Source organism: Proteus sp. STS61-E, from assembly GCF_040932335.1.
Classification (GTDB): Bacteria; Pseudomonadota; Gammaproteobacteria; order Enterobacterales; family Enterobacteriaceae; genus Proteus; species Proteus mirabilis_B.
This window is the reverse complement of sequence record NZ_JBFQGE010000001.1, coordinates 879836-902226: the sequence shown is the minus strand read 5'-3', so window position 1 is coordinate 902226 and position 22391 is coordinate 879836. Positions and strand designations below refer to the sequence as shown.

Here is a 22391-nt window from a genome sequence, read left to right as displayed (position 1 = left end):
ATGGTTTTTGATTGCTTTGAAAGAAGACAAGCAATAGAAATTATGATTAATGAGGGATCCAGAAGCAGGAGTTGAACCTGCGCCCTTTCGGTCCGAAGCCAAATGCTCTACCACTGAGCTATTCTGGAATACGTTGTGATTATAAGTGATAAACAAAAAATATCATCTAAATTGTCTTCACAATGATTAAAAAAGTGAAAAATACGCACCTAAATAAAACAATATGATGATAGTATCTGTTGAATATATAACGGTTTTATAAAGGATTAAAAATGAAACCACTCGCACAATCAAATTTATCATGGCTTTCGTTGCCATTTTATTTTTCTGATTGTAAAGGTTCTGAAGCTGGAACATTAATGACAGATGGACATTTATTAAAGTTTATCTTAAGGGATGTTCTATTTAGTGGGACTTCATTTAACTTACTTTTATTTCCTGAAATTAAGAAAGAAAAAGTGATGGGATTATTTGATATAGATGAATTTGACTCTGTACAAGGTGTTTTTAGTCTCGAATATCCAATAACGATCGTGGAAGCAGGATTAGAGAAAATTGCACCTATTATTTTGCAATTTGATTATACAAACGATAAAAATGATATCTCTTATTTATTTAATTATCATGGTGTTAGCTATAAATCTGAGGGGTTGTTTTCTTTTGTTGAAAATGCACTTATTGATTTACGACAGCGATTACCTAATCGTTGCCAAATTAATTGTTGTTTATCTTGCAAATATTCAAGCTACCACCCCGTAGGTAATAATGATTTTGGTGATTTAACATGTTTTAAATATGCCAAAAATGCGCTTTCATTCGTTAAGGATAAATGCTCATTATTAGATGTATGGGATAATATATATCAAGAAAATCAACTTTCTCAGGTACAAGAAACGTTTATTTGTTCTGAATTCATTCATTGTAGTGAAGAAGATTGGTTATATAAGTGCTATTAATCTTATATAAATATTGTTGTGTTCTTCGCTAGATTAAAGTCTTATTAAAATAAATATCCTATCTTAACCTGAATTTAAGGAATGGATATTACCTCAGCATTACATTGTTCCCTATTATTTTTAGGGAAATAAAGATTTATGAAAAAACTTCTATTGAAGATAACATTTGTTTTCTTCAGTTGTTTTCTGACATCGGTTATTCATGCCGAAGAAAATGAAAATATCATTAAACTAAGTGTAACAGAGCCTAAAATTGATCGTTATGTAGAGGTTCTTAATATACCGGGTATTTTTGTTGCTAAAAATGAAATTTCTATTGGTTCACCATTACAACAACAGATGGTGACAGCGGTCTTTGTTGAAGAAGGACAATGGGTAGAAAAAAATCAGCTACTAGCAACATTAGAATCACCTCTTCAAACAGCCGCAGTGATGCAGTTAAAAGCAGAAACCGAAAAAGCCACGGCTTATATACAACAGCAAAAAGTGTTAGCGGAACAGGCACAAAAAGAATTAACTCGTTTAAGCGCTTTGGCTAATAAAGGGGTTATTTCTGCCAATGATTTTGAAAAAGCTAAATCAGAAACATTGGCTAAAAAAGCAGAATTAGAAGCCATTCGTGCAGAATTACGCCAATTAAATGCGCAACTAGCAAGGGAACAAAGCCAAGAAGATAAATCTAAAATTATTGCCCCAGTCGCCGGTGTTATTAGCGAACGTCATGCAATGAATGGCACACTTTCTGACAATGCTTTGTTATTTAAAATTATTGAAAATAATGAAATAGAGTTTGAAGCTAATGCGCATTTATCTGAGCTATCACAAATTAATCATTCATCAGATGTAAAAGTCAAAGATTACACAAATAAAGAACTATCTGGTGTGATCCGCTTTATTTCTTCAAAAATAGACACCTATTCTCAGCTAGGAAAAATTAGAGTTTCATTAACAGATAAACATAATCATCGTATTGGTGAAATGGGTGTCATGGTTTATACCCAACAGCCACAACAAAGAATGACACTTCCGTATAGTGCAATCAGAACCGAAGCTAATGGCATTCGGAATATCTTTATTGTTAATCATGATAGAAGAATTGAAATTCAATCTGTTGATATTGGTGGCGTTTATAATGGGCGAGTAGAAATATTAAGCCCATTATCTACTGATATTAAGGTTGTGGCTTATGCTCAAGCTTTTTTATCTCAAGGTGATCTTGTAGTTCCAATGAAGGATATTCAATGAAATTACAATTATCTTCATGGGCGATAACCAAACCAATTCCAACCATTGTTATCTTTTTGGTACTGACTATTGCGGGTATTTTTTCATTTGTTCAATTACCTGTTACGGCAAATCCGGTTATTACATTCCCTATTGTGACCGTCACAATTACACAGGATGGCTCATCGCCCACTGAATTGGAAAATGCAGTAACAAAGCGTGTTGAACGAGCTGTTTCTGGTATTCCGGGTATTCGTCATATTACTTCTTCAATTAGTGAAGGTACTTCTTCAACGGTTATTGAGTTTGACTTAAATATTGATGCTTATATAGCAACGAACGATGTCCGTGAACAAATTGTGCAAATTAGAGGTGAGCTACCTCAAACTATTGATGAGCCTTTAATTAGTCGTGTAGATATTGAAGGTGGTGCCATTTTACGTTATATGGTTTCTTCCTCAACGATGTCGCTGACTGATTTATCATGGTATGTCGATGATACAATTAGTAAACAACTCGTAATGGTTTCGGGAGTACAAAAAATAAGGCGCTTAGGTGATGTTGAGCGCGTTATTCGTGTTGAACCTGATGCACAAAAATTAGCAGCATTACAGCTCCCTATTACAACTATTAATGAACTTTTACGAGGTGTTCACCAGAATTCAGCGGGAGGAAGTACCAAATATAATACACTGCAACATACCATCCGTGTTTTAGGTGAAAAACAGAGTGTTGAGGAAATTAAAAATATTCTATTGCCTACTGATAATGGGCAATGGATCAAATTAGGTGAAGTCGCCAATATTTATGATGGGCAAAAATCAACTAAATCTATTTCTCAACTTAACGGCAATGACGGTGTCGGATTTGCGATATATAGAACAAAAGGTTCTAGTGATACGGTCGTTGCTGACAATGTCGAAAAAGTATTGGCACAACTAAGAGCAACTAACCCAGATATTAATATTGAGCTCATTTCATCAACAGTAAAATACACCGAATCGAGCTATCATTTAACGATTAAAACGTTAATTGAAGGGGCTTTCTTAACTGTTATTATCGTTTTATTTTTCTTAAAAAGCTGGAGAGCAACATTAATTGCCGCAATTGCACTCCCTTTGTCCATATTACCCACATTCCTTGTTTTGCTGTTTTTTGACTATAGTTTAAACAGTATTACGTTATTAGCATTAACACTTGTTATAGGTATTTTAGTGGATGATGCTATTGTCGAAATTGAAAATATTCAAAAGTATATTGAACGTGGTGAAAGGCCCTATATTTCTGCATTAAAAGCATCTGATGCTATTGGGTTTGCGATAGTGGCTATTACCTTAACAATTGTGGCTGTATTTCTTCCTGTTAGTTTTATGGGAGGATTTGTCGGTAAATATTTTATTCCTTTTGGTATCACGGTATCTGCGGCAGTGTTGTCTTCTTTGCTGGTTGCTCGCCTAGTAACTCCGCTAATGGCTGCTTATATTCTGCTGCCTAAGACAAAAAGCAAAGAACACAAAATACCTCGTTGGATTGGTAAATATACTTATTTTCTATCACTAACCTTAAAACACCGAAAACTCGCTTTATCCATTGCACTCAGTTTTTTAATTGGATCAATGGCAGCCATTCGTTTATTACCCGTCGGTTTTATGCCTGAAGGTGATATTAGTATTAGCCAAATTAGTGTTGAATTACCACCTGGTTCTCCAGTGGAGCAGACACAAAAAGAGATTAATCAGTTAACTCGTTTATTAAAAGAAAGAACGGAGATTAAGTCTGTTTATACTATTGCCGGTATTGCTGATGACTCTGATGGTATCGCTCAACATAAAGGCGAAATAATTCTTACTTTATCTGAGCCTAATGAGCGTGTTTTATCACAAAAAGAGTTTGAGCAAGAAGTGACAACGCTCTTTAATCAGCGCGCAGATATTAAGTTTTCATTTAGTAACAGCAGTGGTAATAAAGAGTTTTCACTCGTTTTTAGTGGAAATGATGCTGAAGAACTGGATAGAGAAATACAAAAATTAACCGATAAAATAGCAAAACTTCCAGGATTTAATAATATCCAAGTTGTTAAGCCATTACTGCGTAAAGAGCTTATTGTTACACCGAAGCTAGATAATTTAGGTCGTACTGGAATAAATGTCGAAGAGATTGCGAATACATTACGGATTGCCACAATGGGAGAGGCAAATTCTCGTAGTGCTAAATTTAACCTACCCGATAGACAGTTAGCTGTTCAAGTTATTTTGCCTGAATATCAACAAGATAATATTGAGCTACTCAATAATCTCTATGTAAATAGTGCTGGACAACAACCCGTTCCGATTAAAACAATGGCTAAAATAGACTCAGGAGATGGTCCTTCGCAAATTGAGCGAATTAACCGTCAAAGAAAAATAGCGATTGAAGGTAATCTTGATGGCATTAGTTTGGGTGAAGCAATCGAAACAGTAATGGCGCTACCTGAATATCAACAATTACCACATACCGTGTCACAAGTTGAATACGGTGACACAGAATATATGCACGATATGCTGATGCGTTTTGGTTCAACAATGGTTTTTAGCATACTGCTTGTTCTCGCGATATTAATTGTATTGTTTAAAGATTTTATGCAACCAGTAACTATTTTGGTCGCATTACCCTTTTCTATTGGTGGCGCTATTATTGCTTTAGTCTTATATGGTACGATGATTGATCTACCTGTGATTATTGGTATTCTTATGCTTATGGGGATTGTCACTAAAAATTCGATATTATTAGTTGAATTTATTCTTGAAAAAGAGCGAGCTGGGCTAAGTCGTGAAAAAGCAATTTTAGAGGCAGGTCAAGAGCGTGTTAGACCGATTATTATGACCACGTTTGCAATGATTGCAGGAATGATCCCTCTTGTTCTAACGACAGGTGCAGATGCGGGTTTCAGAGGACCTATGGCGATCGCGGTTATTGGCGGATTAATCAGTTCAACATTATTAAGCCTATTATTTGTACCTGTTATCTACACCTTTATGGATGATTTTAAGCACAAATTATTACCGGTATTAGCCAAATTAACGTCGGTGACACAGGAAGATAGAAATATTAAGCAGTGGTAACCATGCCATTGTGACAAATTAAAAATACGCCACAGAAAATACTCGCTGTGGTATATTTTTTTGTTCTAGAAAAAATCATTCTGTTAGAAATAACACACTATAATTTAATAAAAATATACGATCAGAGCGTGTCATAATATGTTCTTAAGAGTATAGTAGTCAATCTTTCAGCTAGACTAGATATAACAATTTTTATTATGGAATCAGCGTTTTCTGCTCAAAATATTCGACATATTCTTGCTAATAACACACCTATTATTGATGTGCGTGCGCCTATTGAATTTAATCAAGGCTCAATCCCTAATGCGATTAATTTACCTTTAATGAATGATGAAGAGCGTGCTGCTGTGGGAACTTGTTATAAACAACAAGGCTCACAAAAAGCGGTTGATTTAGGGCATCAATTGGTTAGTGGTGAAATTCGTGATAACCGTATCGCAGCTTGGCGAGAAGCTTGTGAGCAATTTCCAAATGGTTATATTTGCTGTGCTCGTGGAGGAATGCGTTCTCATATCGTTCAGCAATGGCTTAAAGAGATCGGTATAGATTATCCATTAATTGAAGGTGGATATAAGGCGCTAAGACAGACTGTTATTGAAATGACCAATGAATTAGTTCAACGCCCTATTATCTTAATTGGTGGATGTACCGGTAATGGAAAAACGACTTTAGTGCGTTCATTACCAGAGGGTATTGATCTTGAAGGTATTGCGCACCATCGAGGTTCATCTTTTGGTCGTACAGTAGAAGCTCAATTTCCTCAAGCGACATTTGAAAACCATCTTGGTGTTGAAATGTTGAAAAAATCATCGAAATATACGCGATGGGTGCTTGAGGATGAAGGTCGTGCTATTGGAGCGAATGGATTACCTGAATGTTTGCGAGCAAAAATGGTTGATGCTTCAATAGTTGTTGTGGATGATCCCTTAGAGCGACGCATAGAACGTTTGAAAGCAGAGTATTTTGATCGTATGACGCACGATTATCTGGAAGCGTATGGCGAAGAAAAAGGTTGGCAAGCTTACAGTGATTACTTGCATCATGGTTTATTTGCTATCCGCCGTCGATTGGGCTCTCAAAGAGCAATGGAATTAACCCAGTTGCTAGATAATGCCCTAGAAATTCAGAAAAAAGAGTCTAACACAGAAGCACATTTTTCTTGGTTAACCCCTTTACTTAAAGAATATTACGATCCTATGTATCGTTATCAATTAAGCAAAAAGGAAGATAAGATTATTTACCAAGGAAATTATGAAGAAGTCATGCAGTGGTTTAAAAACTAATAAATAGCTCAGATTTTCTGTATTAAATACAACGTATAACAAAGAAAAGCCCCGTAAGTTTATATATTACGGGGCTTTTCTTTGTTTACTGGACCCAAATTTTAGTTCGATATAACCAGACTCCTAAGATTATCATTAAACCAAAGAAAAAAGGCACCGCTAAAGAGAGTTCAAGGAAAATAAACCGATTAATGTTAATTCCCTGCCCTTTATTTGAGAATTGTAAAGCTAAAGGTAAAGCACATAATCCAGACAGAAAGCCAATCCCAATTAAGCGATATAACTTAATACGGTTCTCTTTTTGTGTTGGCGCGTCTTGTTTGCGCTGGTATTGAATATATTTCCAACATAAATAAAGCAACCCTAATACAGAGCCTAAATGTTGTAATAATTTATAGATAGCAATCTCTTGGCTATCGGTCATTCCTTGTAGTAATTGTGCTTGTAGTACAGAAAAAAATCTGACGGCGGTTCCTGTTTCGTGAGTAAAAGAATCCCATACAATATGAGTTACCGCGCCAATATACAAGGATAAAACAAATAAGCTTAATGCTCGAATATTGGGTTTTATTGGTTCATATAAGGGGATCGGCGATACGCACTTTAATGGCTCCCGTAGTAAATAATTTAGAATAAAAACCAGTAGGCAAAAAGGAAATGCAGTATAAAACCAGCCCAATAAATCATGTGCCGTTGTCGCTGATTGATATAGGCCAAAAGAATAGAGTAAATCAGGTGAAGTACTTCCTACAATTAATGCAGGTAAACTAAGGCTTTTTCCTATTCGGGACTGCTTTATGGGGAAAACAATAGAAGGATGTGAAAAAGTCCACGGCATAGGAATATCTCTATAATATGAAGATGAATAACAAAAATTAGTATGAGTATATCAGTAGATTAGCTAGGCTTTATCTGATATCACAACGATTATTAAGATTAAATTAGCTCATTGTCATTAATACAAAAATGCCACTAATGGTGAGAACATTAATGGCGTTAGATGATGGGGGTTATTGATTTTTACACACTATTTTTTTGCAGAGATATCAACAATTCGTTCTTCTTTCGGCATGTTGATAGTAACTTTTTGCTTAATATATTCAATTACTGCCGTAGCTGCGCTGGTATTAGGAATATCTTTAGCATTTCTACCCTGAGTGAAGGCTGCAAAACCATCTCCGCCTCTCGCTAAGAATGAATTAGCAATAATTGGATAGTAAGTATTATCTTCAACACGTTTTCCATTGATAGAAACTGAGACAACACGTTCGTTTACAGGTTTAGTACTGTCATATTTCATTTCAAAACCACTAGATGCCTGCAATACACCATTAGTTAAATTTGCAGAGTGGTTCATTAAATCCCGTAAGTCTTTACCGCTCAATTCCATGTAAGTTAAATCATCTGGGAATGGGAACATACTAATAATATCCCCAATCGTAATATCTCCTTTATGGATCTCGTTACGAATACCACCACTATTAACAAAAGCAACTTGTGCCCGATTATCTGTAACTAAAAAAGCATCAGTAATTAAATTACCAATTTCAGAAGACTCACCATAAGAACGCGTTAGTTCATTCTGAGTATTGCCAATTTTTTGTTGTGCAATTTCATCTAATTTTTTAGTCCATGTTTCTATTTTTTTCTGTGTATCCGGATCAGGCTTGTGCTCATCAGCAAAGATATTAACTAACTCGCCTTTATAGTTATCAATTTTTTTAGTTTTGTCGTTTATATCTAACACCAATTTTCCAACGTTAATGCCATAAGCATCCGTAGAAACAATCAACGTGTCGTTTACTTTAATAGGTTCTGGAGTACCCACATGAGCATGGCCAGTAATTAAAATATCTAGCCCTTTTACTTGTTGTGCTAATTCAATATCTTTTTGTAGCATACGAGCGACATCTGCCGAGCCGAAACTGGATTGTCTTGCTGGAACGCCTTCATGAACGAGTAATACGGTTATATCAACTTTCCCTTTCAGTTCATTAAGATATTTATTAAGGTATTCAACTTCATCTCTTGCTTCAACACCCTCTCGTTTATCTTTATTAACCGTGTCATAGAAAGCAAATTTACCATGCAGTCCAATTACACCAAACTTTACGCCTTCTTTTTCTACTATAATATACGGTTTATCCCAGACAGCTTTGCCGTTATCTTCATAGAAAACATTGCCTAAAAGTACAGGGAATGTTGCTTTTTTTAGTTGAGTCACCATGTTTTCTACACCGTGGTCGAATTCATGATTACCTACGGAAGCTGCATCAAAAGACATCTCGTTCATGATATCGATGATGGCCTCACCTTGGGTCAAAGTACTTAAATAAGGTCCTGTAAAATAATCTCCGGCATCAAGAAATAAAACACCCGGGTTATTTTTTTTAGCATCTTTAACAATGGTTGCAATATTTGCAAACCCACCAACTAATCTATCCTTACTAACATAAGGTGCTTTAAAAGGAACAGCATTCGCGTGTAAATCGTTAGTATGATAAATAGTAATTTCTTGAGCGAATACGGAAGAGCTTCCTAATAAAGCGCCAATTAACAGAGGTAATATAAGAACGGGCTTATTCATAATAATATCCTGTAATAATAAAAATACTGAAATAACCTGGTTGATATTCGGTATTTAGTTAATATCACCTGACTTGTTAAAAGTATGATGATTATCACATTGCGTTAGCATTACACGTAGTTGAATTATGTTATTATCATTTTGTGTTGGTTTTTTGTGATAAGAACTGATGAAAACAGTAAAAGAAATTAATGTTAATGTATGTAAAACAGAGGGTTGTGAGCATTTCTCTGAAGTTGTAGAAAATGCCTATGTGATCCCGTCTTTTAAATTAGGTTTTCCTGCCGTTTATTGCAATTGTTGTGGCGGTAGTAGCGTATTAATTAATAATGAAGATATAAAGGCATTATTAAATCCTTATATTGATTTTTTTAATTTAAATATTAATGAGCAATGCCCAAATTGTGATTCATCAGCAAAAATACTTTATGGAAAAACGGGGAAAGGAACGGTACGCTATCAATGTAAACAGTGTAATACGGTTTTTTCTCTTAAAAACAACATAGATTTAAAGTCTCTTAATAATCAAATAATAGAACTTCTTATTTTACAATCGCAAACGCCTACTTATATTATTAAGAATTTAAACATTACCCCTGCACTATTTTATAGAAAACTATCTGCTATCGAAAAGATAATGGAAATAAAAGCAAGGCAATATGAAAAGTTATTAGATAAAAATAAAACTTATGATTTGCAAACAAACGTATTTACGTTGAGTTGTCGTAACAACACAAAAAAAGGCTTTTCAAATGAACTTTTTGGAATGGTAACCTGTTGTTCTAAAACAGGCTATATTTTTCTTCCAAGTGTTAATTGGAGTGAAATATTAGTTAGCCCTGACAGTCAATATCATAATAATACTAAAAAAGAGACATTAGATAATACTCAAGGTGTATTACTCGATAATATTATCATGCGATATGAGCAAATAAACAGTAGAAAAAGTTTTGGTCAAATTCAATACACGGAAAAGATTTGTTCTGAACATATTATTGAGCCTGTAGTTTTATCTCATTTTCACTTTCTTAAACTAAAGTTTATTTTACCAATAAGTATTAAACATCATTTTATTTATCATGATAGCTTTATCCGTGGTGGGTGTATGGTTGCCTACGGTAAAGAAATAAAACAAAAAATGTCTAACCTTTATTATGTGGTTTCAAAAGGATCACGCCTAACATCAGATTTTAATTATAAAGGAAGTTATACACTGGGCTGGTGGAATAACAAATGGTATGAGTTTGTATCTCAAGATAATCAAGAGTTATTCTATCTATGTAATTTAGGGTTAAATAAAACAGATGATGTTAGTTTTTATACTAAAATATCCCCTTCTCTTGATTACAGCCATCTATTTATTCAATCATTTAAAGAAAAATTTCCTGATGTATTTTTGAAAACCTTATCGCCTAGTACAGTAAAGTTATTATTATCTATTTATAGTTTTTACTATAATTATTGCCTTACCAATGAAAGTGGAACGCCAGCACAAAGAATGGAACTAATAAAAGAAAAGATAACGATAAAATCACTGTTTAATTAAAATAAAAATACCTTATCATTACCGTTTGATCTCGAAAAGTATAATCGGATATTTCCAAAATGGAAATTAAAGATTGCTTTTTTGTCATTAGGTTTCAGTTTCTTTGACGACTAGAATGCCTCTTCATCAGAATAATTGAGGTGGCTGGATGACAAAATATATCCTTTTTAGCTTTTGTTTAGTGTTGATTTATCCTCTTGGTGTGGACTTACATTTAACGGGTTTAACAGCAATTGCAAATGATTTAAACGCGTCAGAAGTGACATTACATCAAGCTTTCTCAATTTATTTAATGGGCATGGTTTCATCCATGTTAATTGCAGGATGGTGTAGTGATAATTTAGGGCGTAAACCTGTTGTATTGCTTGGAACCGTTATTTTCTTATTGGCATCATTTGGTGCTGGAGTTTCGGTAACGGAAAATAACTTTTTGATCGCACGCTTCTTCCAAGGTATTGGGGCTGGATTTTGTTATGTTGTTACTTTTGCGATATTACGAGATACATTAGCTGAAAAACAACGCGCTAAAGTTCTTTCTATGATAAATGGCATTACTTGTATTATTCCAGTATTAGCGCCTGTTTTTTATATCGCTATCGTATACCACCCTATTTCTAACGTAAATAAAATATTTTTATATTTTCCCTTTTATAAATAATGTGTCTTATTGTGCTATCTAAATCTTCTCTTAATCTTTCTTTAATTTTATCGCAGATAATAAACAATGAGTTTTTATTAAAATGCGATTTAGTGATTTAAAAAGAGAATATGATGGATATCAGTTTAAAACGTATCACTTCAGATAATTATGAAGAAATTAGCTTGCTTGAAGTGGAAGAATATCAAGAAGACTATATTGCTTCTAATATGTGGTCTTTAGTTGAGGCGGCTTATAACGAAAACTATGTCGTCAGAGGTATTTATTTATCAGATAAACCAGTTGGCTTTTTTATGTGGGTAAAAGAAAACTCGCATAAAATTGCTATCTGGCGTTTTATGATAGATAAAGCACACCAAAATAAAGGATTAGGCAGAAATGCCCTTCAGCTTGCTTTAAATGAAATTAAACAAGATAAAGAAATCAATGAAATTGAGATCTGTTATAACCCATTAAATCCAGTGGCTAAAACATTCTATGCCTCTTTTGGTTTTGAAGAGATAGGTATGGATAAAAATGGGGATGATATGTTAGCAGTAATAAGAGTAACATAATGAAAAATATAAAAAATAATAGCAAGCAAGAACAGATAGAACAGTTATTGAGCCCTATTTCAGAGAATACGCCGGGCATTATTATACAGGCTCGTTTTGATGATGGTGTTATATATCAAGCTCAAAAAGGTCTTGCGAATATATCTAAAAATCAATTAATTGATGAAAATAGTGTCTTTAATTTGGCTTCTGTTTCAAAGCAGTTTACCGCTTTTTCTATATTACTTCTGGCTAAAGATGGAAAGTTATCACTTGATGATTCAATTCTTATTTATTTGCCGGAGTTAGGTGACTATGCCAAAGCGATCACAATTAACGATTTAGTTTCCCATACCAGTGGATTAATTGATTATATGGAATTAGCGTTTGAGCGAGGTGTTTCTTACACAACGCAACTTACGCCAGAAGAAAGTTTTGCTGATATTGTAAAGCAAACAGAGACTTACTACCCTATTGGCAGTAAATTTGAATATAACAATACTGGATATTTTTTACTTTCTCAGATCATTGAGCGAGTAACTCAACAACCATTTTCAGTTTTTGCTCAAGAGCGTATCTTTGCGCCATTACAAATGAACGATACGTTTATTGTTGAAGAATATCCTACAATAAATCCTATTGTGTCTGGATATGCGGAAAATGAGCAAGGAAACTATGAGTTATCAGAAAGTCCTTGGACACATACTGGAGATGGTGCAGTACATTCAAGTGTGAACGATTTAATGAAATGGGGTGAAAACTTTAGTACTGCAAAAGTGGGCGGTGCTGAGCTTATTGCGAAAATGACACAACCTTTTCCTAATTCTACGTGTGAAGGTAAGCCGATAATTGATTATGAAGCTTATGGATTTGGCCTTTTTATTAATCATACTCTGGGTGAAATAAGTTTTGAACATTCGGGGGGCTGGATGGGAACTTCAACCTATTTTATGCGTTTCCCGCAATCTAAACTCACTATCACCGTTCTATCTAATCGTGAAAACTATGATATTGATTTACTTGCAGCTAAAGCCGCAAAAATTTTGCTTAATTAGTTGGTAAAAATAGAGAAAATGAAAAAATAGCTCTTATTTAAAATAGAAAAAGGTGCAATTGCACCCTCTTCTATTTTGTTTTTTAAATGTAGATAAGAGAAATTATAATCCCATAATTTGTCTATTCTTAGGATAAGAAAGAGTATAATTTAATGGTAATGATTTTTCCTCTTTGGCACCTAATGTGATATCCCATTTAATTTCGCCAGTATCTTTATCAAGTACACCATCTTTATAAACGGCATCAGCTACATTGATATTGTTTTCTTGGCTAAGTGGTAGTTGATCGTAAATAGTGACTTTTACAGGAGAGTTATAAGTATTTCTTACTTTAATGGTATAACTCTCTTTTTGTTCAATCGTTGTACCAATAAAAATAGGCTCTTTTCTTATTTTCTCATTGTTAATACGGCTAATTTGAATATTTTTATCTATTCCAAATGGAATGCTAAGTAACTCTGTTAATTCGTTGGTATTAATATAACTATTACCAACAAAGCTATTCATATAGTAGATATTCGCACGACCATTAAGTAAATTTAAGTTTTCCCAATCTTTAACTTCAGCTTGTAAATAAACTTCTTCAACTAATTTAGGCGTTGTTAAATAGCGATAATCCGCAACAACTTCTTTTTGATTAATCACTAATGTATTAGGCTCTGTGCTATTTTTTAAGGTGTAAGGTAACGCGATAGCATGGCTTAAATTGATACCATTATTATTGGTTGTTACGTAACGAGTCACGCCTTTACTTAGTCGCTCTCTTGGTGCCATGCTTTCCCTTTCACTCATTTCTTCTAACACTGGAGCTGGCATAGCCATCCTCATGTCCATATTGGATTGTTTAAATTTCGAAGTGTTATTATAAAGAGATAAATACCAAGGTGATAATGTTGGTGCAGTGATATTAAGTGATGGATTAGTAGATGTTAAAACCAGTTTTACTTTATCCCAATTTAAGCCTGTATTTTGAATAACATCCGCTTTATAGGTGAGTAATATTGGCTTATCCATTCCTTGGCTTCGGATATCATAAGCAGGTGACCATCCAGCATCTGGCGTTATATAAGAAATACGCATTTTGCTGGTTAGATTTTTTGACGTGCCTAAAGATAAAACAATTTGTGTTTTCTCTTGCGCAATAATTGGCATATCAATTTCTAATTGTCGGTTTAACTCTTCTAATTGTTCTGTTAATTCAGCAATTTCTTCACGCGCCATTTTTTGCTGATTTAGAATAGATGTCATTTTTTGGCTAATAAAATCAAATTTTTGTGATGAGTGTTCTAATGACTGAGTTTCACCATAACCAAAAAATGATTGGTCTTTTAATAAAGTAATTTGTTCATCACCCACATTAATATTGATGTTTAATACTTCAATTCGCTTATTAATGTCTTTCTGTTTTTCCATCAATACTGCAATGTTAGAAGGGTAACTAGGAGCAATAGGAATTTTTTTAACGTTAATAGTATTAATAATCACATCTTCATTATCAATGCTAATTGATAGGCTTCTAGGATCAATATTGTTTGCAACATTAGATAAAACAATTTCACTCTGCCCCGCAGGTAAGTTGAGAGTGACGTTATTTTCAAGTTCAGCACCCCGTAAAAAAATCGTTGCTTGGTTGAGTTTTATATCATAATTAAGCGGTTTAGTAGGTTCTACTGAATTGATTTCATTAGCAAAAACACTAGTTGCACTAATAATAGATAATGTAATAAGCGATAGCGTTAATTTATTGGGTTTAATCATCATTTTTATTCTATCCGTAGTTGATGAGCAGTATTGGTGAGAACTGCAAAATAGAGATGCACTGTTGCACAAGTATATTTAGATAGTATTGCATCTCTAATAAATTTGATAACAGAATAAACTTAAAATCTGATAGTTACGAAGTGGAAAAAACAGATAAAACAGTGTGTTAGCATTTTTAATTAAATGAATATTTAAATAATAAGGATTATCTTAATGATGGTGCAATATTTAGCTTTTATTAGCTTTATATCGTCTTGTTTAGATAAAAATAAGCAGAAAAGATTAATATACTCTAGCAATAAAAAAGGCAGTTTAAAAATAAACTGCCTAGGATAAAGATATTTTTATCGAATCTTATTTAACAATTTCACCGCTGTCGATAACGGTTTTACGTACTTTATCTGAGAAATCTTGTGCTTCTTTAATAATGGCTTTTTCATCAACGGTTAATAGTTGGCGATCTTCCATTAAGATCTTTCCATCAACAATGGTGTGGCGAACATTACTGCCATTTGCGCCATACACTAATGCTGCATAAGGGCTATACATTGGCACCATATTAGGCGATTTAGTATCAACAACGATAATATCAGCAAGTTTGCCTGATTCTAAAGATCCCAGTTTATCTTCCATATGTAATACTTTAGCCGAACCCATTGTTGCCAGTTCTACAACGGTTAATGGTGGCATAGCAGCACGATCTTTGTTCTCTAATTTATGGATTTTACCTACAAGATTTAGCTCATTCATGGTCGTTAGCGTATTACTCGACATTGGACCATCAGTCCCTAAGCCCACACGAACACCCTTTTCTAACATCGCGACGACAGGCGCTACACCTTTTGCTGATTTAGTATTTGCACTGATATTATGAGCAACACCAACATCATATTTTTTCAGTAAATCAATATCTTTATCATCAACCATAATTGCGTGAGCTGCGATAACTTTATTATTTAGCGCTCCGATATCTGCCATATATTGAACTGGACTTTTACCACCAGTACGTTTAGCGATTTCTTCTTGTTCACGGTCAGTTTCAGCCAAATGGATCATAACAGGAACATCAAGTTCTATTGATAATTTAGCAATCTTCTGAAGGTTTTCTGTGGTATTTGTGTAAGGAGCATGTGGTGCAAATGCTGGGATAATACGAGGGTGATCTTTATATTCTTTAATAAAGTTTACTGCGTATTGGATACCTTCTTCTGGTGTTTTCGCATCTGCAACTGGGAAATTAATAACAGATTCTCCTAATACTGCGCGATTACCCATTTTATCGACAGTTTTAGCGACTTCATCTTCGAAGTAATACATATCAACGTAAGTTGTTACGCCACCCTTTACCATTTCGATATTTGCAAGTTCGGCACCTACTCTGACCATTTCGCGAGAAACCATTTTGCTTTCGAGTGGGAAAATATAGCGATGAAGTCTGTCTGGTACATCATCGGCTAATGAACGAAATACCGTCATCGAACCATGCGTATGGGTATTAATTAAACCCGGCATCACAATATCACCCTCAACATCTAACACTTTGTTGGCTTGATATTCTTTTGAAAGCTCAGGACCACCAACGGCAATAATTTTATTTTCTTTTACGACAACAGTACCCTGTTCAATGATTTTATTTTGCTGATCCATAGTTAGAACAGTACCGTCAACTATCATCAAATCAGCCTGTTTTGCCGCGTAACTAGAAAAGGAGACCGCCATAACAGCCAAAGCAAGCATAGATTTAGAAAATGACATCATTACCTCTCGTCTTGATGGGAAAATTTCCCTAAGATTATAAGTAAATTCATCGGCTTTTGATATCAACCAAAAGTGAATGAGATCACCGAATAAATAATTAATCGAAGTTATTATCGCATTCGCGGTCTAAATTTCTTGCAGTTAGTCTTATCAATCAAGGAGCGGTTTAATGAGTAAAACGTTACAACCGGGTGAAAATACATCACTCAACGAAAATAAAGGACAAGTTAAAGTCTCTCATGCAGTAGGCGATAATCTTGATATTAATCTGACTGCGTTTTTAGTAACAGATTCAGGAAAAGTCGTTAATGATGATGATATGGTTTTCTTTAATGCTCCTCATCATGCTTCTGGTGCAGCTTCGTTTATTTCACCGATAACTCAAGGCTCAACAGTTATTCATAGTATTGACTTTGATTTTTCTCGTTTGCCCGCAAATATTACCAAAATAGCAATTACATTAACGCAAGATGGCAGTGCTGGCGGTTTCGCTGTTGTTAATCAATTAAAAGCACAAGTGCTGATAAATCATGAAGTTATTGAGTTAGCGCCTAGCCAGTTTTCACAAGAAACAGGTATCATCGTTTTAGAGCTTTATGTTCGAAATGGTCAGAATAAAGTCCGTTCTGTGTGGCAAGGTTTTGCTTCTGGACTTGCGGGCTTATGTAACCTTTACGGTGTTGAAGTTGAAGAGCCTGCTCCTGTTGTTACACCACCACCTGCTCCCGTAAATATACAAAAAAGCGTAGTGAAACTGACTAAACCAGATAGTAGTCATCGTGTTTCATTGCTAAAAGGTAATGATGCGCCTAAGCGTATTTTAGTCAGTGCAACATGGATAGATAATGGAGATGGAAAAGATAATGATGATTTAGATCTTCGTGTGGGAATTTTACGCCCGAATGGTCAAATGTCGATTATTCAAGCGCCAGATAAAAGCGGTGCTTTTAATTCTGATCCTTTTGTTTTCCATACCGGTGATGTGGTGAGTGTGAGTCAAGAACAACCCGGTTGCGAAACCATTGAGATTAATCCCGCTATTTCCCAATTAATGGGCGGTAAAGTCGCGTTAGTTTGTAGTGTTTACTCTGCGATTAGTAACGGTTGTGTTTCTGTTGCCTCATTAAAACCAACAATGCGTATGGAATATGGCAATCAAGTAGTTGAATGTTCTTGCGAGTATAAGAAAGGCTTTTTCAATAATATGATTTATACCTATGTGATTGGTATTATTGAAATTGATCAAGATAGCATTACATTAAAACCATCAGGTGTAACATCAAGAGCAGGTAGTGAAGCGACACCTTGGTTAACACGTAATGGTAATGAGCTTAAATTAACAATGGATGGCCCCCATGTTTTTAAAGGGAAGAAACCCAGTATTTTAGGCACTAAACGTTATGTCTGATCTCATTATAAAAAAGAAATAATCTAAAGTTTATCTTAAAGAAAAACGGGCAATAATATCTATGCCCGTTTATTTATTAAAAGCATTTATTGCTGATTAAATTAAGCGCGCTTTTTTTGTTGTAAAAACCACTTATCTAATTCATTGGCAAAAAGTTGACGGTCGCGTTGGCTTAAACTTGCAGGACCTCCAGTTTGAATACCGCTTGCTCTCATTGTATCCATAAAATCACGTATATTTAGACGTTCCCGAATAGTTGCTTCAGTATAACGTTCGCCTCTTGGATTTAGAGCGACTGCACCCTTTTCTATGACTTCGGCTGCTAATGGAATATCAGCGGTAATAACCAAGTCATCTTTATTAGTACGGCGAACAATTTCGTTATCAGCAACGTCAAACCCAGCAGAAACTTGTAATGTACGTAAAAAAGGCGATGCGGGCACGATTAATCGTTGATTAGCAACAAAAGTAATAATCACTTTTTCTCTATCTGCTGCACGATATAACACTTCTTTGATTACTTTTGGACATGCATCAGCATCAACCCATATAGGCATAACAACACTCTCTTGATTATTCGGTATTAAACAGTCGGTATTAAATGGTCTGTATTTGTGGCGTTTAAAATAACACATTAATCCTAACTAAGTGACTGAAGCTTTGCTCTTTCTCGTTTTTCTGACTGTTGATTAGCCCAGATACTAATTAATATCACGATCATGCCTAGAATTTGTAAACTCGTTAATTGTTGTCCTAACAATGCCCAACCTAAAATAACCGCGCTTAGTGGGCTTAAAAAGCCTAATGAAGCCACAGAGCTTGGTCCCAATAATGCTAATCCTCTAAACCAGAAAATATAGGTTAATGCTCCACCGATTAAGGTTAAATAAGCCAAGCCTAAAAGATTAATTCCTGTAAATGAAGGTAATGCGGGTTCAAAAAATAACGCAAAAGGTAATAATACAGCGCCACCAGCGGTTAATTGCCAAGCTGTAAACGTTAAAGGTGTAACAGGCGGTTGCCAACGACGACTTAATACAGTACCTGTCGCCATAGAAAATGCACCGCCTAATCCTGCAATTATTCCTATAGGATCAAGCGCTGCATTCGGTGTCAATATCAGTATTGCCACACCAAAAATACCGCCTAATGCGGCTGAAATAGACAACCATGACAACCGAGTTTGTAATAACCATCGAGATAAAAATAAGACAATTAAAGGCTGAACGGCACCCACTGTTGCAGCGACACCACCAGGTAAACGATAGGCTGAAATAAATAATAGCCACCAGAACAGAGAGAAATTTAAAATCCCCAAAATAATGACACGCAACCACCATATACCTTGTGGCAGTTGTCTCATGATAATTAGTAATAAAATTCCTGCGGGTAATGCTCGTAATGCAGCTAACGTCATGGGAACATTAGCGGGCAACATTTCCGTTGTCACAATATAAGTGCTCCCCCATACAATAGGAGCTAATGCCGTTAGTAGTAATGTTGTGTATCGATTCATAAAATCACTCGTTTAGTTGTTACCATACTAATTTATCTTGAGGTCAAGATAAATTGATAATACCTTGACGTCAAGATAAATAATTGACATTATGAATGCATGGACAGAATAGATAAAATTACTAAACAATGGCAGCGTGAGCGCCCTGATCTTGATATTAGTCCGATGGGATTAATCGGTCGATTGGGGAATATAACTTTGCATCTTTCGCGCGAAATGGAGAAAGTTTTCTCTCAATTTGGCTTAAATACGTCAAGTTTTGATGTTCTTGCTACACTACGACGTGCAGGAGATCCTTATACCCTCTCTCCTGGTGAGATGTTATCAACACTGATGGTTACATCAGGCACGATGACAAATCGTATTGATCAATTAGAAAAAGCAGGTTGGGTTATTCGTAAAGTTAATCCAGAAGATGGGCGTGGTTTTTTAGTCTCGCTAACACCTGAAGGTCTGGAATTAATCAACCAAGTAATAGAAGCACACGTTGAAAATCAAAAACGTTTAGTCTCAGGTTTATCACAACAAGAACAACAAGCATTAAACCAATTGCTTAAAGTTTTTCTTAACACATTAGAATAGTATTTTATCCGCTTTTATTTTCTTCCATTTAACCTAACTCTCTCGATAATGAAGGTAAGAATATAAACCGAGTGTCTTTACTTACCTTTTTTCACTACTTGCTTAAAAACCCTTCTATTTGTGTTATTTCTGTTTACTTAAGCAGCTAATATGCATGAAATCACACTTTTACTTTGATTTAAATCAAAGATGCATTCTATTTACCATTTTGTGGTTGATGAATGCCAAAACTTAAATTATAAAGCGAATGATAATAATTATTGATCTCATTAGGATTCGCATTATGTGTATTCAATTTAAGTCTTGCTTCGTATTATCTGCTTTAACACTCTCACTCTCTCAATATGCTATTGCTGATAATGTTTCGCCTAAAGAAGAAACACTGGTTGTTACTACAACACGTAGCGCATCTTCGTTATGGAATAGCCCTGCTACCATTCAAGTTATCGATAAAGAAACATTAACTCAGTCAACATCTTCTTCTATTGCAGACCAATTACGTGATATCCCCGGTGTTGAAGTCACGGATAATAGCCTTGCTGGCCGTAAACAGATCCGCATTCGTGGAGAAGCATCATCACGCGTACTTTTGTTAGTTGATGGACAAGAAGTAACCTATCAACGAGGTGGTCAAAACTTTGGTGCTGGTATTTTAATAGATGAATCTGCATTAGAGCGCATTGAAGTGGTTAAAGGCCCCTATTCTGTACTTTATGGCTCACAAGCTATTGGCGGTGTAGTGAATTTAATTACTCAAAAAGGTGGCGATAAGCCTTTTGGGGGAAATGTCAAAGTCGTTTATGACTCAGCCACGATGGGCTGGCGAGAGTCTGCGTTAATTTCAGGTACTGTCGGTGATTTTGAATATCGCCTTAATGGAAGTTATGCCGATCATGGCGACAGATATACGCCTGATGGGCGTTTACCTAATACGCATTTTAGAAATAACGGTCAAGGTGCATGGTTAGGCTATAAAGTGGATAAACATAAATTTGGCCTTTCACTTGATCGCTATAATTTATCGACGCAATCTTATTACGCGGATGAAGGAAAGTATCAAGAGTTTAGCGTTAAAGTGCCTAAACTTGAGCGTGAAAAAGTCGGTTTATTTTATGACTATGAGATTGATGCAGATTATTTCAAAAAACTTCATATTGATGCTTACACACAGCGTATAGAGCGAAAATTTGAAAACCGCGTGGGTGTTGTTACACCAACAGGCAGTCCAATGATTGGTAATTTGACGGTTAAAAACAGAACCCAATCAGAAGATACGCAGAATACTTATGGTATGACTATGCAGGCAAACTTTACGTTACCTGCAAATAATGAGTTAATTTTAGGTGCGCAATATCAACAAGATAAAGTAAAACAAACCTCTGTTGGTCAAACATCTTCAAATAGTACAACAGGCTTCCCTCCTGCCGTAAATTACGAAAAACAATCTCTGTTACATAATCGTAGTCAGCAAACTAATGTGTCTGTTTTTGCCCAAAATGATTGGAAAATAGCAGAGGATTGGTCATGGACAATGGGTGCCAGACAATATTGGTTGAAATCAGAATTACAAGATGGTGATGAAACTGTTCATCATAATAAGACAGGAACAAGTTATAAGACATTAGGCTCTGATCCTGTAAGAGATAACGCTTTTATTGTGTCATCTAATGTGCGTTATTCTGGATTTAAAGATACAGAATTACGTCTCGCGTTTGCACAAGGTTATGTTTTCCCAACGCTGGTTCAGCAATTTATGAACACGACTGCTGGCGGTGCGGTGACTTACGGTAATCGAGATCTTGAAGCTGAACACTCTAATAATGTGGAATTTGGTGCGCGTTATAAAGGAAATAACTGGTATATCGACAGCGCGATTTATTATTCTGAAGCCAAAGATTACATCACATCTATTGCCTGTGCTGGCGAATCGATTTGCGAAGGAAATAGCAAAACAGGACGAGCAGATTATTTCTATTATGACAATATCGATCGCGCTAAAACCTATGGTATGGAAGTGATGGCTCAATACCAAGGCTGGTCAATTACGCCTTATGTTTCTGCCAATGTGATGCGCCGCCAATTTATTGGTTCAACATTGAAAACATGGGATACCGGCGAACCTACATTAACGACTCGTTTTGGTGCTAAACATTTATTATTGCTCAATAATATGAATTTAATGTCAGATTTGTATTTAAGAGCAGCAACAAAAGCGAAAGATCATAGCAACCCAGAAAATAAACAGCACTATGCTGGTTGGACAACGGTTAACCTTTCACTGAGTACAGAATTTGGCAATAACGATCAATATCGTATCAACTTTGATTTAAATAATATTTTGAATAAGCGTTATCAAACGGCCCATGAATCTATCCCTGCTACGGGTATTAATGCTGCAGTTGGTCTGACATGGGCATTTTAAT

Annotated in this window: 16 protein-coding genes, 1 tRNA gene and 1 pseudogene; 11 read left to right on the top strand and 7 right to left on the bottom strand. The window is 35.2% G+C overall.

The window, feature by feature from the left end; genetic code table 11:
* Window positions 1-56: 56 nt before the first annotated feature.
* A tRNA-Arg gene (locus AB4J89_RS04200) sits at window positions 57-128 on the bottom strand.
* 144 nt (window positions 129-272) lie between these two features.
* Here AB4J89_RS04200 and AB4J89_RS04195 point away from each other — a divergent pair.
* The 4 genes from AB4J89_RS04195 (at window position 273) to mnmH (ending at window position 6564) form a co-directional block, all read left to right on the top strand.
* The gene (locus tag AB4J89_RS04195) at window positions 273-956 is read left to right on the top strand and encodes a DUF6304 family protein (RefSeq protein ID WP_088495612.1); all 684 of its coding nucleotides are present in this window, start codon (window positions 273-275) and stop codon (window positions 954-956) included.
* A 138-nt stretch (window positions 957-1094) separates the two neighbouring features.
* Window positions 1095-2201: an efflux RND transporter periplasmic adaptor subunit gene (locus AB4J89_RS04190; RefSeq protein ID WP_088495611.1), complete on the top strand. Its 1107-nt coding sequence runs from the start codon at window positions 1095-1097 to the stop codon at window positions 2199-2201.
* The gene (locus AB4J89_RS04185) at window positions 2198-5281 is read left to right on the top strand and encodes an efflux RND transporter permease subunit (protein ID WP_368468210.1); all 3084 of its coding nucleotides are present in this window, start codon (window positions 2198-2200) and stop codon (window positions 5279-5281) included. Before AB4J89_RS04190 ends, AB4J89_RS04185 begins: the two co-directional genes overlap by 4 nt.
* 197 nt (window positions 5282-5478) lie before the next feature.
* Entirely contained in the window at window positions 5479-6564 is a 1086-nt protein-coding gene (gene mnmH / locus AB4J89_RS04180) for a tRNA 2-selenouridine(34) synthase MnmH (RefSeq protein ID WP_088495609.1), read from the top strand.
* Window positions 6565-6649: 85 nt separating this feature from the next.
* Here mnmH and AB4J89_RS04175 read toward each other — a convergent pair whose 3' ends face one another.
* Window positions 6650-7402 carry a DUF4184 family protein gene (locus tag AB4J89_RS04175; RefSeq protein WP_088495608.1) on the bottom strand — a complete coding sequence of 251 codons (753 nt, stop codon included), beginning with the start codon at window positions 7400-7402 and terminating at the stop codon, window positions 6650-6652.
* A 189-nt stretch (window positions 7403-7591) separates the two neighbouring features.
* Window positions 7592-9151, bottom strand: coding sequence for a bifunctional UDP-sugar hydrolase/5'-nucleotidase (locus tag AB4J89_RS04170; protein WP_088495607.1), 1560 nt, complete (start codon window positions 9149-9151; stop codon window positions 7592-7594).
* A gap of 169 nt (window positions 9152-9320) precedes the next feature.
* Here AB4J89_RS04170 and AB4J89_RS04165 point away from each other — a divergent pair, with 169 nt between their 5' ends.
* The 4 genes and pseudogenes from AB4J89_RS04165 (at window position 9321) to AB4J89_RS04150 (ending at window position 12943) form a co-directional block, all read left to right on the top strand.
* Window positions 9321-10697: a hypothetical protein gene (locus tag AB4J89_RS04165; RefSeq protein ID WP_368468207.1), complete on the top strand. Its 1377-nt coding sequence runs from the start codon at window positions 9321-9323 to the stop codon at window positions 10695-10697.
* 148 nt (window positions 10698-10845) lie between these two features.
* Window positions 10846-11301: pseudogene (locus tag AB4J89_RS04160) on the top strand (MFS transporter); the annotation flags it as partial.
* A gap of 167 nt (window positions 11302-11468) precedes the next feature.
* Window positions 11469-11909 (top strand): GNAT family N-acetyltransferase, encoded by a 441-nt coding sequence (locus tag AB4J89_RS04155; RefSeq protein ID WP_368468205.1) that lies wholly within the window; start codon window positions 11469-11471, stop codon window positions 11907-11909.
* Window positions 11909-12943, top strand: coding sequence for a serine hydrolase domain-containing protein (locus AB4J89_RS04150; RefSeq protein ID WP_368468203.1), 1035 nt, complete (start codon window positions 11909-11911; stop codon window positions 12941-12943). The genes AB4J89_RS04155 and AB4J89_RS04150 overlap by 1 nt, the downstream gene beginning before the upstream one ends.
* Window positions 12944-13045: 102 nt before the next feature.
* On the opposite strand, the gene AB4J89_RS04145 is transcribed toward AB4J89_RS04150, so the two are convergent.
* Together AB4J89_RS04145 and AB4J89_RS04140 are read right to left on the bottom strand one after the other, a co-directional pair.
* Window positions 13046-14704: a DUF4139 domain-containing protein gene (locus tag AB4J89_RS04145; RefSeq protein ID WP_193775164.1), complete on the bottom strand. Its 1659-nt coding sequence runs from the start codon at window positions 14702-14704 to the stop codon at window positions 13046-13048.
* A gap of 354 nt (window positions 14705-15058) precedes the next feature.
* Window positions 15059-16459, bottom strand: coding sequence for an amidohydrolase (locus AB4J89_RS04140; RefSeq protein WP_088495603.1), 1401 nt, complete (start codon window positions 16457-16459; stop codon window positions 15059-15061).
* Between the two features lie 172 nt (window positions 16460-16631).
* Here AB4J89_RS04140 and AB4J89_RS04135 point away from each other — a divergent pair, with 172 nt between their 5' ends.
* Window positions 16632-17870: a TerD family protein gene (locus tag AB4J89_RS04135; protein WP_088495602.1), complete on the top strand. Its 1239-nt coding sequence runs from the start codon at window positions 16632-16634 to the stop codon at window positions 17868-17870.
* A gap of 101 nt (window positions 17871-17971) precedes the next feature.
* On the opposite strand, the gene AB4J89_RS04130 is transcribed toward AB4J89_RS04135, so the two are convergent.
* Both AB4J89_RS04130 and AB4J89_RS04125 read right to left on the bottom strand, forming a co-directional pair.
* Entirely contained in the window at window positions 17972-18427 is a 456-nt protein-coding gene (locus AB4J89_RS04130; RefSeq protein WP_088495601.1) for a YaiI/YqxD family protein, read from the bottom strand.
* An 83-nt stretch (window positions 18428-18510) separates the two neighbouring features.
* Window positions 18511-19386, bottom strand: coding sequence for an EamA family transporter (locus AB4J89_RS04125; protein WP_088495600.1), 876 nt, complete (start codon window positions 19384-19386; stop codon window positions 18511-18513).
* Between the two features lie 99 nt (window positions 19387-19485).
* Between AB4J89_RS04125 and AB4J89_RS04120 the strand changes: the two genes are divergently transcribed.
* Both AB4J89_RS04120 and AB4J89_RS04115 read left to right on the top strand, forming a co-directional pair.
* Window positions 19486-19968 carry a MarR family winged helix-turn-helix transcriptional regulator gene (locus AB4J89_RS04120; RefSeq protein WP_088495599.1) on the top strand — a complete coding sequence of 161 codons (483 nt, stop codon included), beginning with the start codon at window positions 19486-19488 and terminating at the stop codon, window positions 19966-19968.
* A gap of 283 nt (window positions 19969-20251) precedes the next feature.
* Window positions 20252-22390: a TonB-dependent siderophore receptor gene (locus AB4J89_RS04115; protein WP_088495598.1), complete on the top strand. Its 2139-nt coding sequence runs from the start codon at window positions 20252-20254 to the stop codon at window positions 22388-22390.
* Window position 22391 lies beyond the last annotated feature (1 nt).

What these genes read in the sequence shown, in the direction of transcription:
- AB4J89_RS04140 (WP_088495603.1), bottom strand. Translation starts at nt 16,459, where the DNA reads ATGTCATTTTCTAAATCTATGCTTGCTTTGGCTGTTATGGCGGTCTCC.
- AB4J89_RS04135 (WP_088495602.1), top strand. Translation starts at nt 16,632, where the DNA reads ATGAGTAAAACGTTACAACCGGGTGAAAATACATCACTCAACGAAAAT.
- AB4J89_RS04155 (WP_368468205.1), top strand. Translation starts at nt 11,469, where the DNA reads ATGGATATCAGTTTAAAACGTATCACTTCAGATAATTATGAAGAAATT.
- mnmH (WP_088495609.1), top strand. Translation starts at nt 5,479, where the DNA reads ATGGAATCAGCGTTTTCTGCTCAAAATATTCGACATATTCTTGCTAAT.
- AB4J89_RS04190 (WP_088495611.1), top strand. Translation starts at nt 1,095, where the DNA reads ATGAAAAAACTTCTATTGAAGATAACATTTGTTTTCTTCAGTTGTTTT.
- AB4J89_RS04170 (WP_088495607.1), bottom strand. Translation starts at nt 9,151, where the DNA reads ATGAATAAGCCCGTTCTTATATTACCTCTGTTAATTGGCGCTTTATTA.
- AB4J89_RS04125 (WP_088495600.1), bottom strand. Translation starts at nt 19,386, where the DNA reads ATGAATCGATACACAACATTACTACTAACGGCATTAGCTCCTATTGTA.
- AB4J89_RS04150 (WP_368468203.1), top strand. Translation starts at nt 11,909, where the DNA reads ATGAAAAATATAAAAAATAATAGCAAGCAAGAACAGATAGAACAGTTA.
- AB4J89_RS04115 (WP_088495598.1), top strand. Translation starts at nt 20,252, where the DNA reads ATGTGTATTCAATTTAAGTCTTGCTTCGTATTATCTGCTTTAACACTC.
- AB4J89_RS04120 (WP_088495599.1), top strand. Translation starts at nt 19,486, where the DNA reads ATGGACAGAATAGATAAAATTACTAAACAATGGCAGCGTGAGCGCCCT.
- AB4J89_RS04165 (WP_368468207.1), top strand. Translation starts at nt 9,321, where the DNA reads ATGAAAACAGTAAAAGAAATTAATGTTAATGTATGTAAAACAGAGGGT.
- AB4J89_RS04175 (WP_088495608.1), bottom strand. Translation starts at nt 7,402, where the DNA reads ATGCCGTGGACTTTTTCACATCCTTCTATTGTTTTCCCCATAAAGCAG.
- AB4J89_RS04185 (WP_368468210.1), top strand. Translation starts at nt 2,198, where the DNA reads ATGAAATTACAATTATCTTCATGGGCGATAACCAAACCAATTCCAACC.
- AB4J89_RS04130 (WP_088495601.1), bottom strand. Translation starts at nt 18,427, where the DNA reads ATGCCTATATGGGTTGATGCTGATGCATGTCCAAAAGTAATCAAAGAA.
- AB4J89_RS04195 (WP_088495612.1), top strand. Translation starts at nt 273, where the DNA reads ATGAAACCACTCGCACAATCAAATTTATCATGGCTTTCGTTGCCATTT.
- AB4J89_RS04145 (WP_193775164.1), bottom strand. Translation starts at nt 14,704, where the DNA reads ATGATGATTAAACCCAATAAATTAACGCTATCGCTTATTACATTATCT.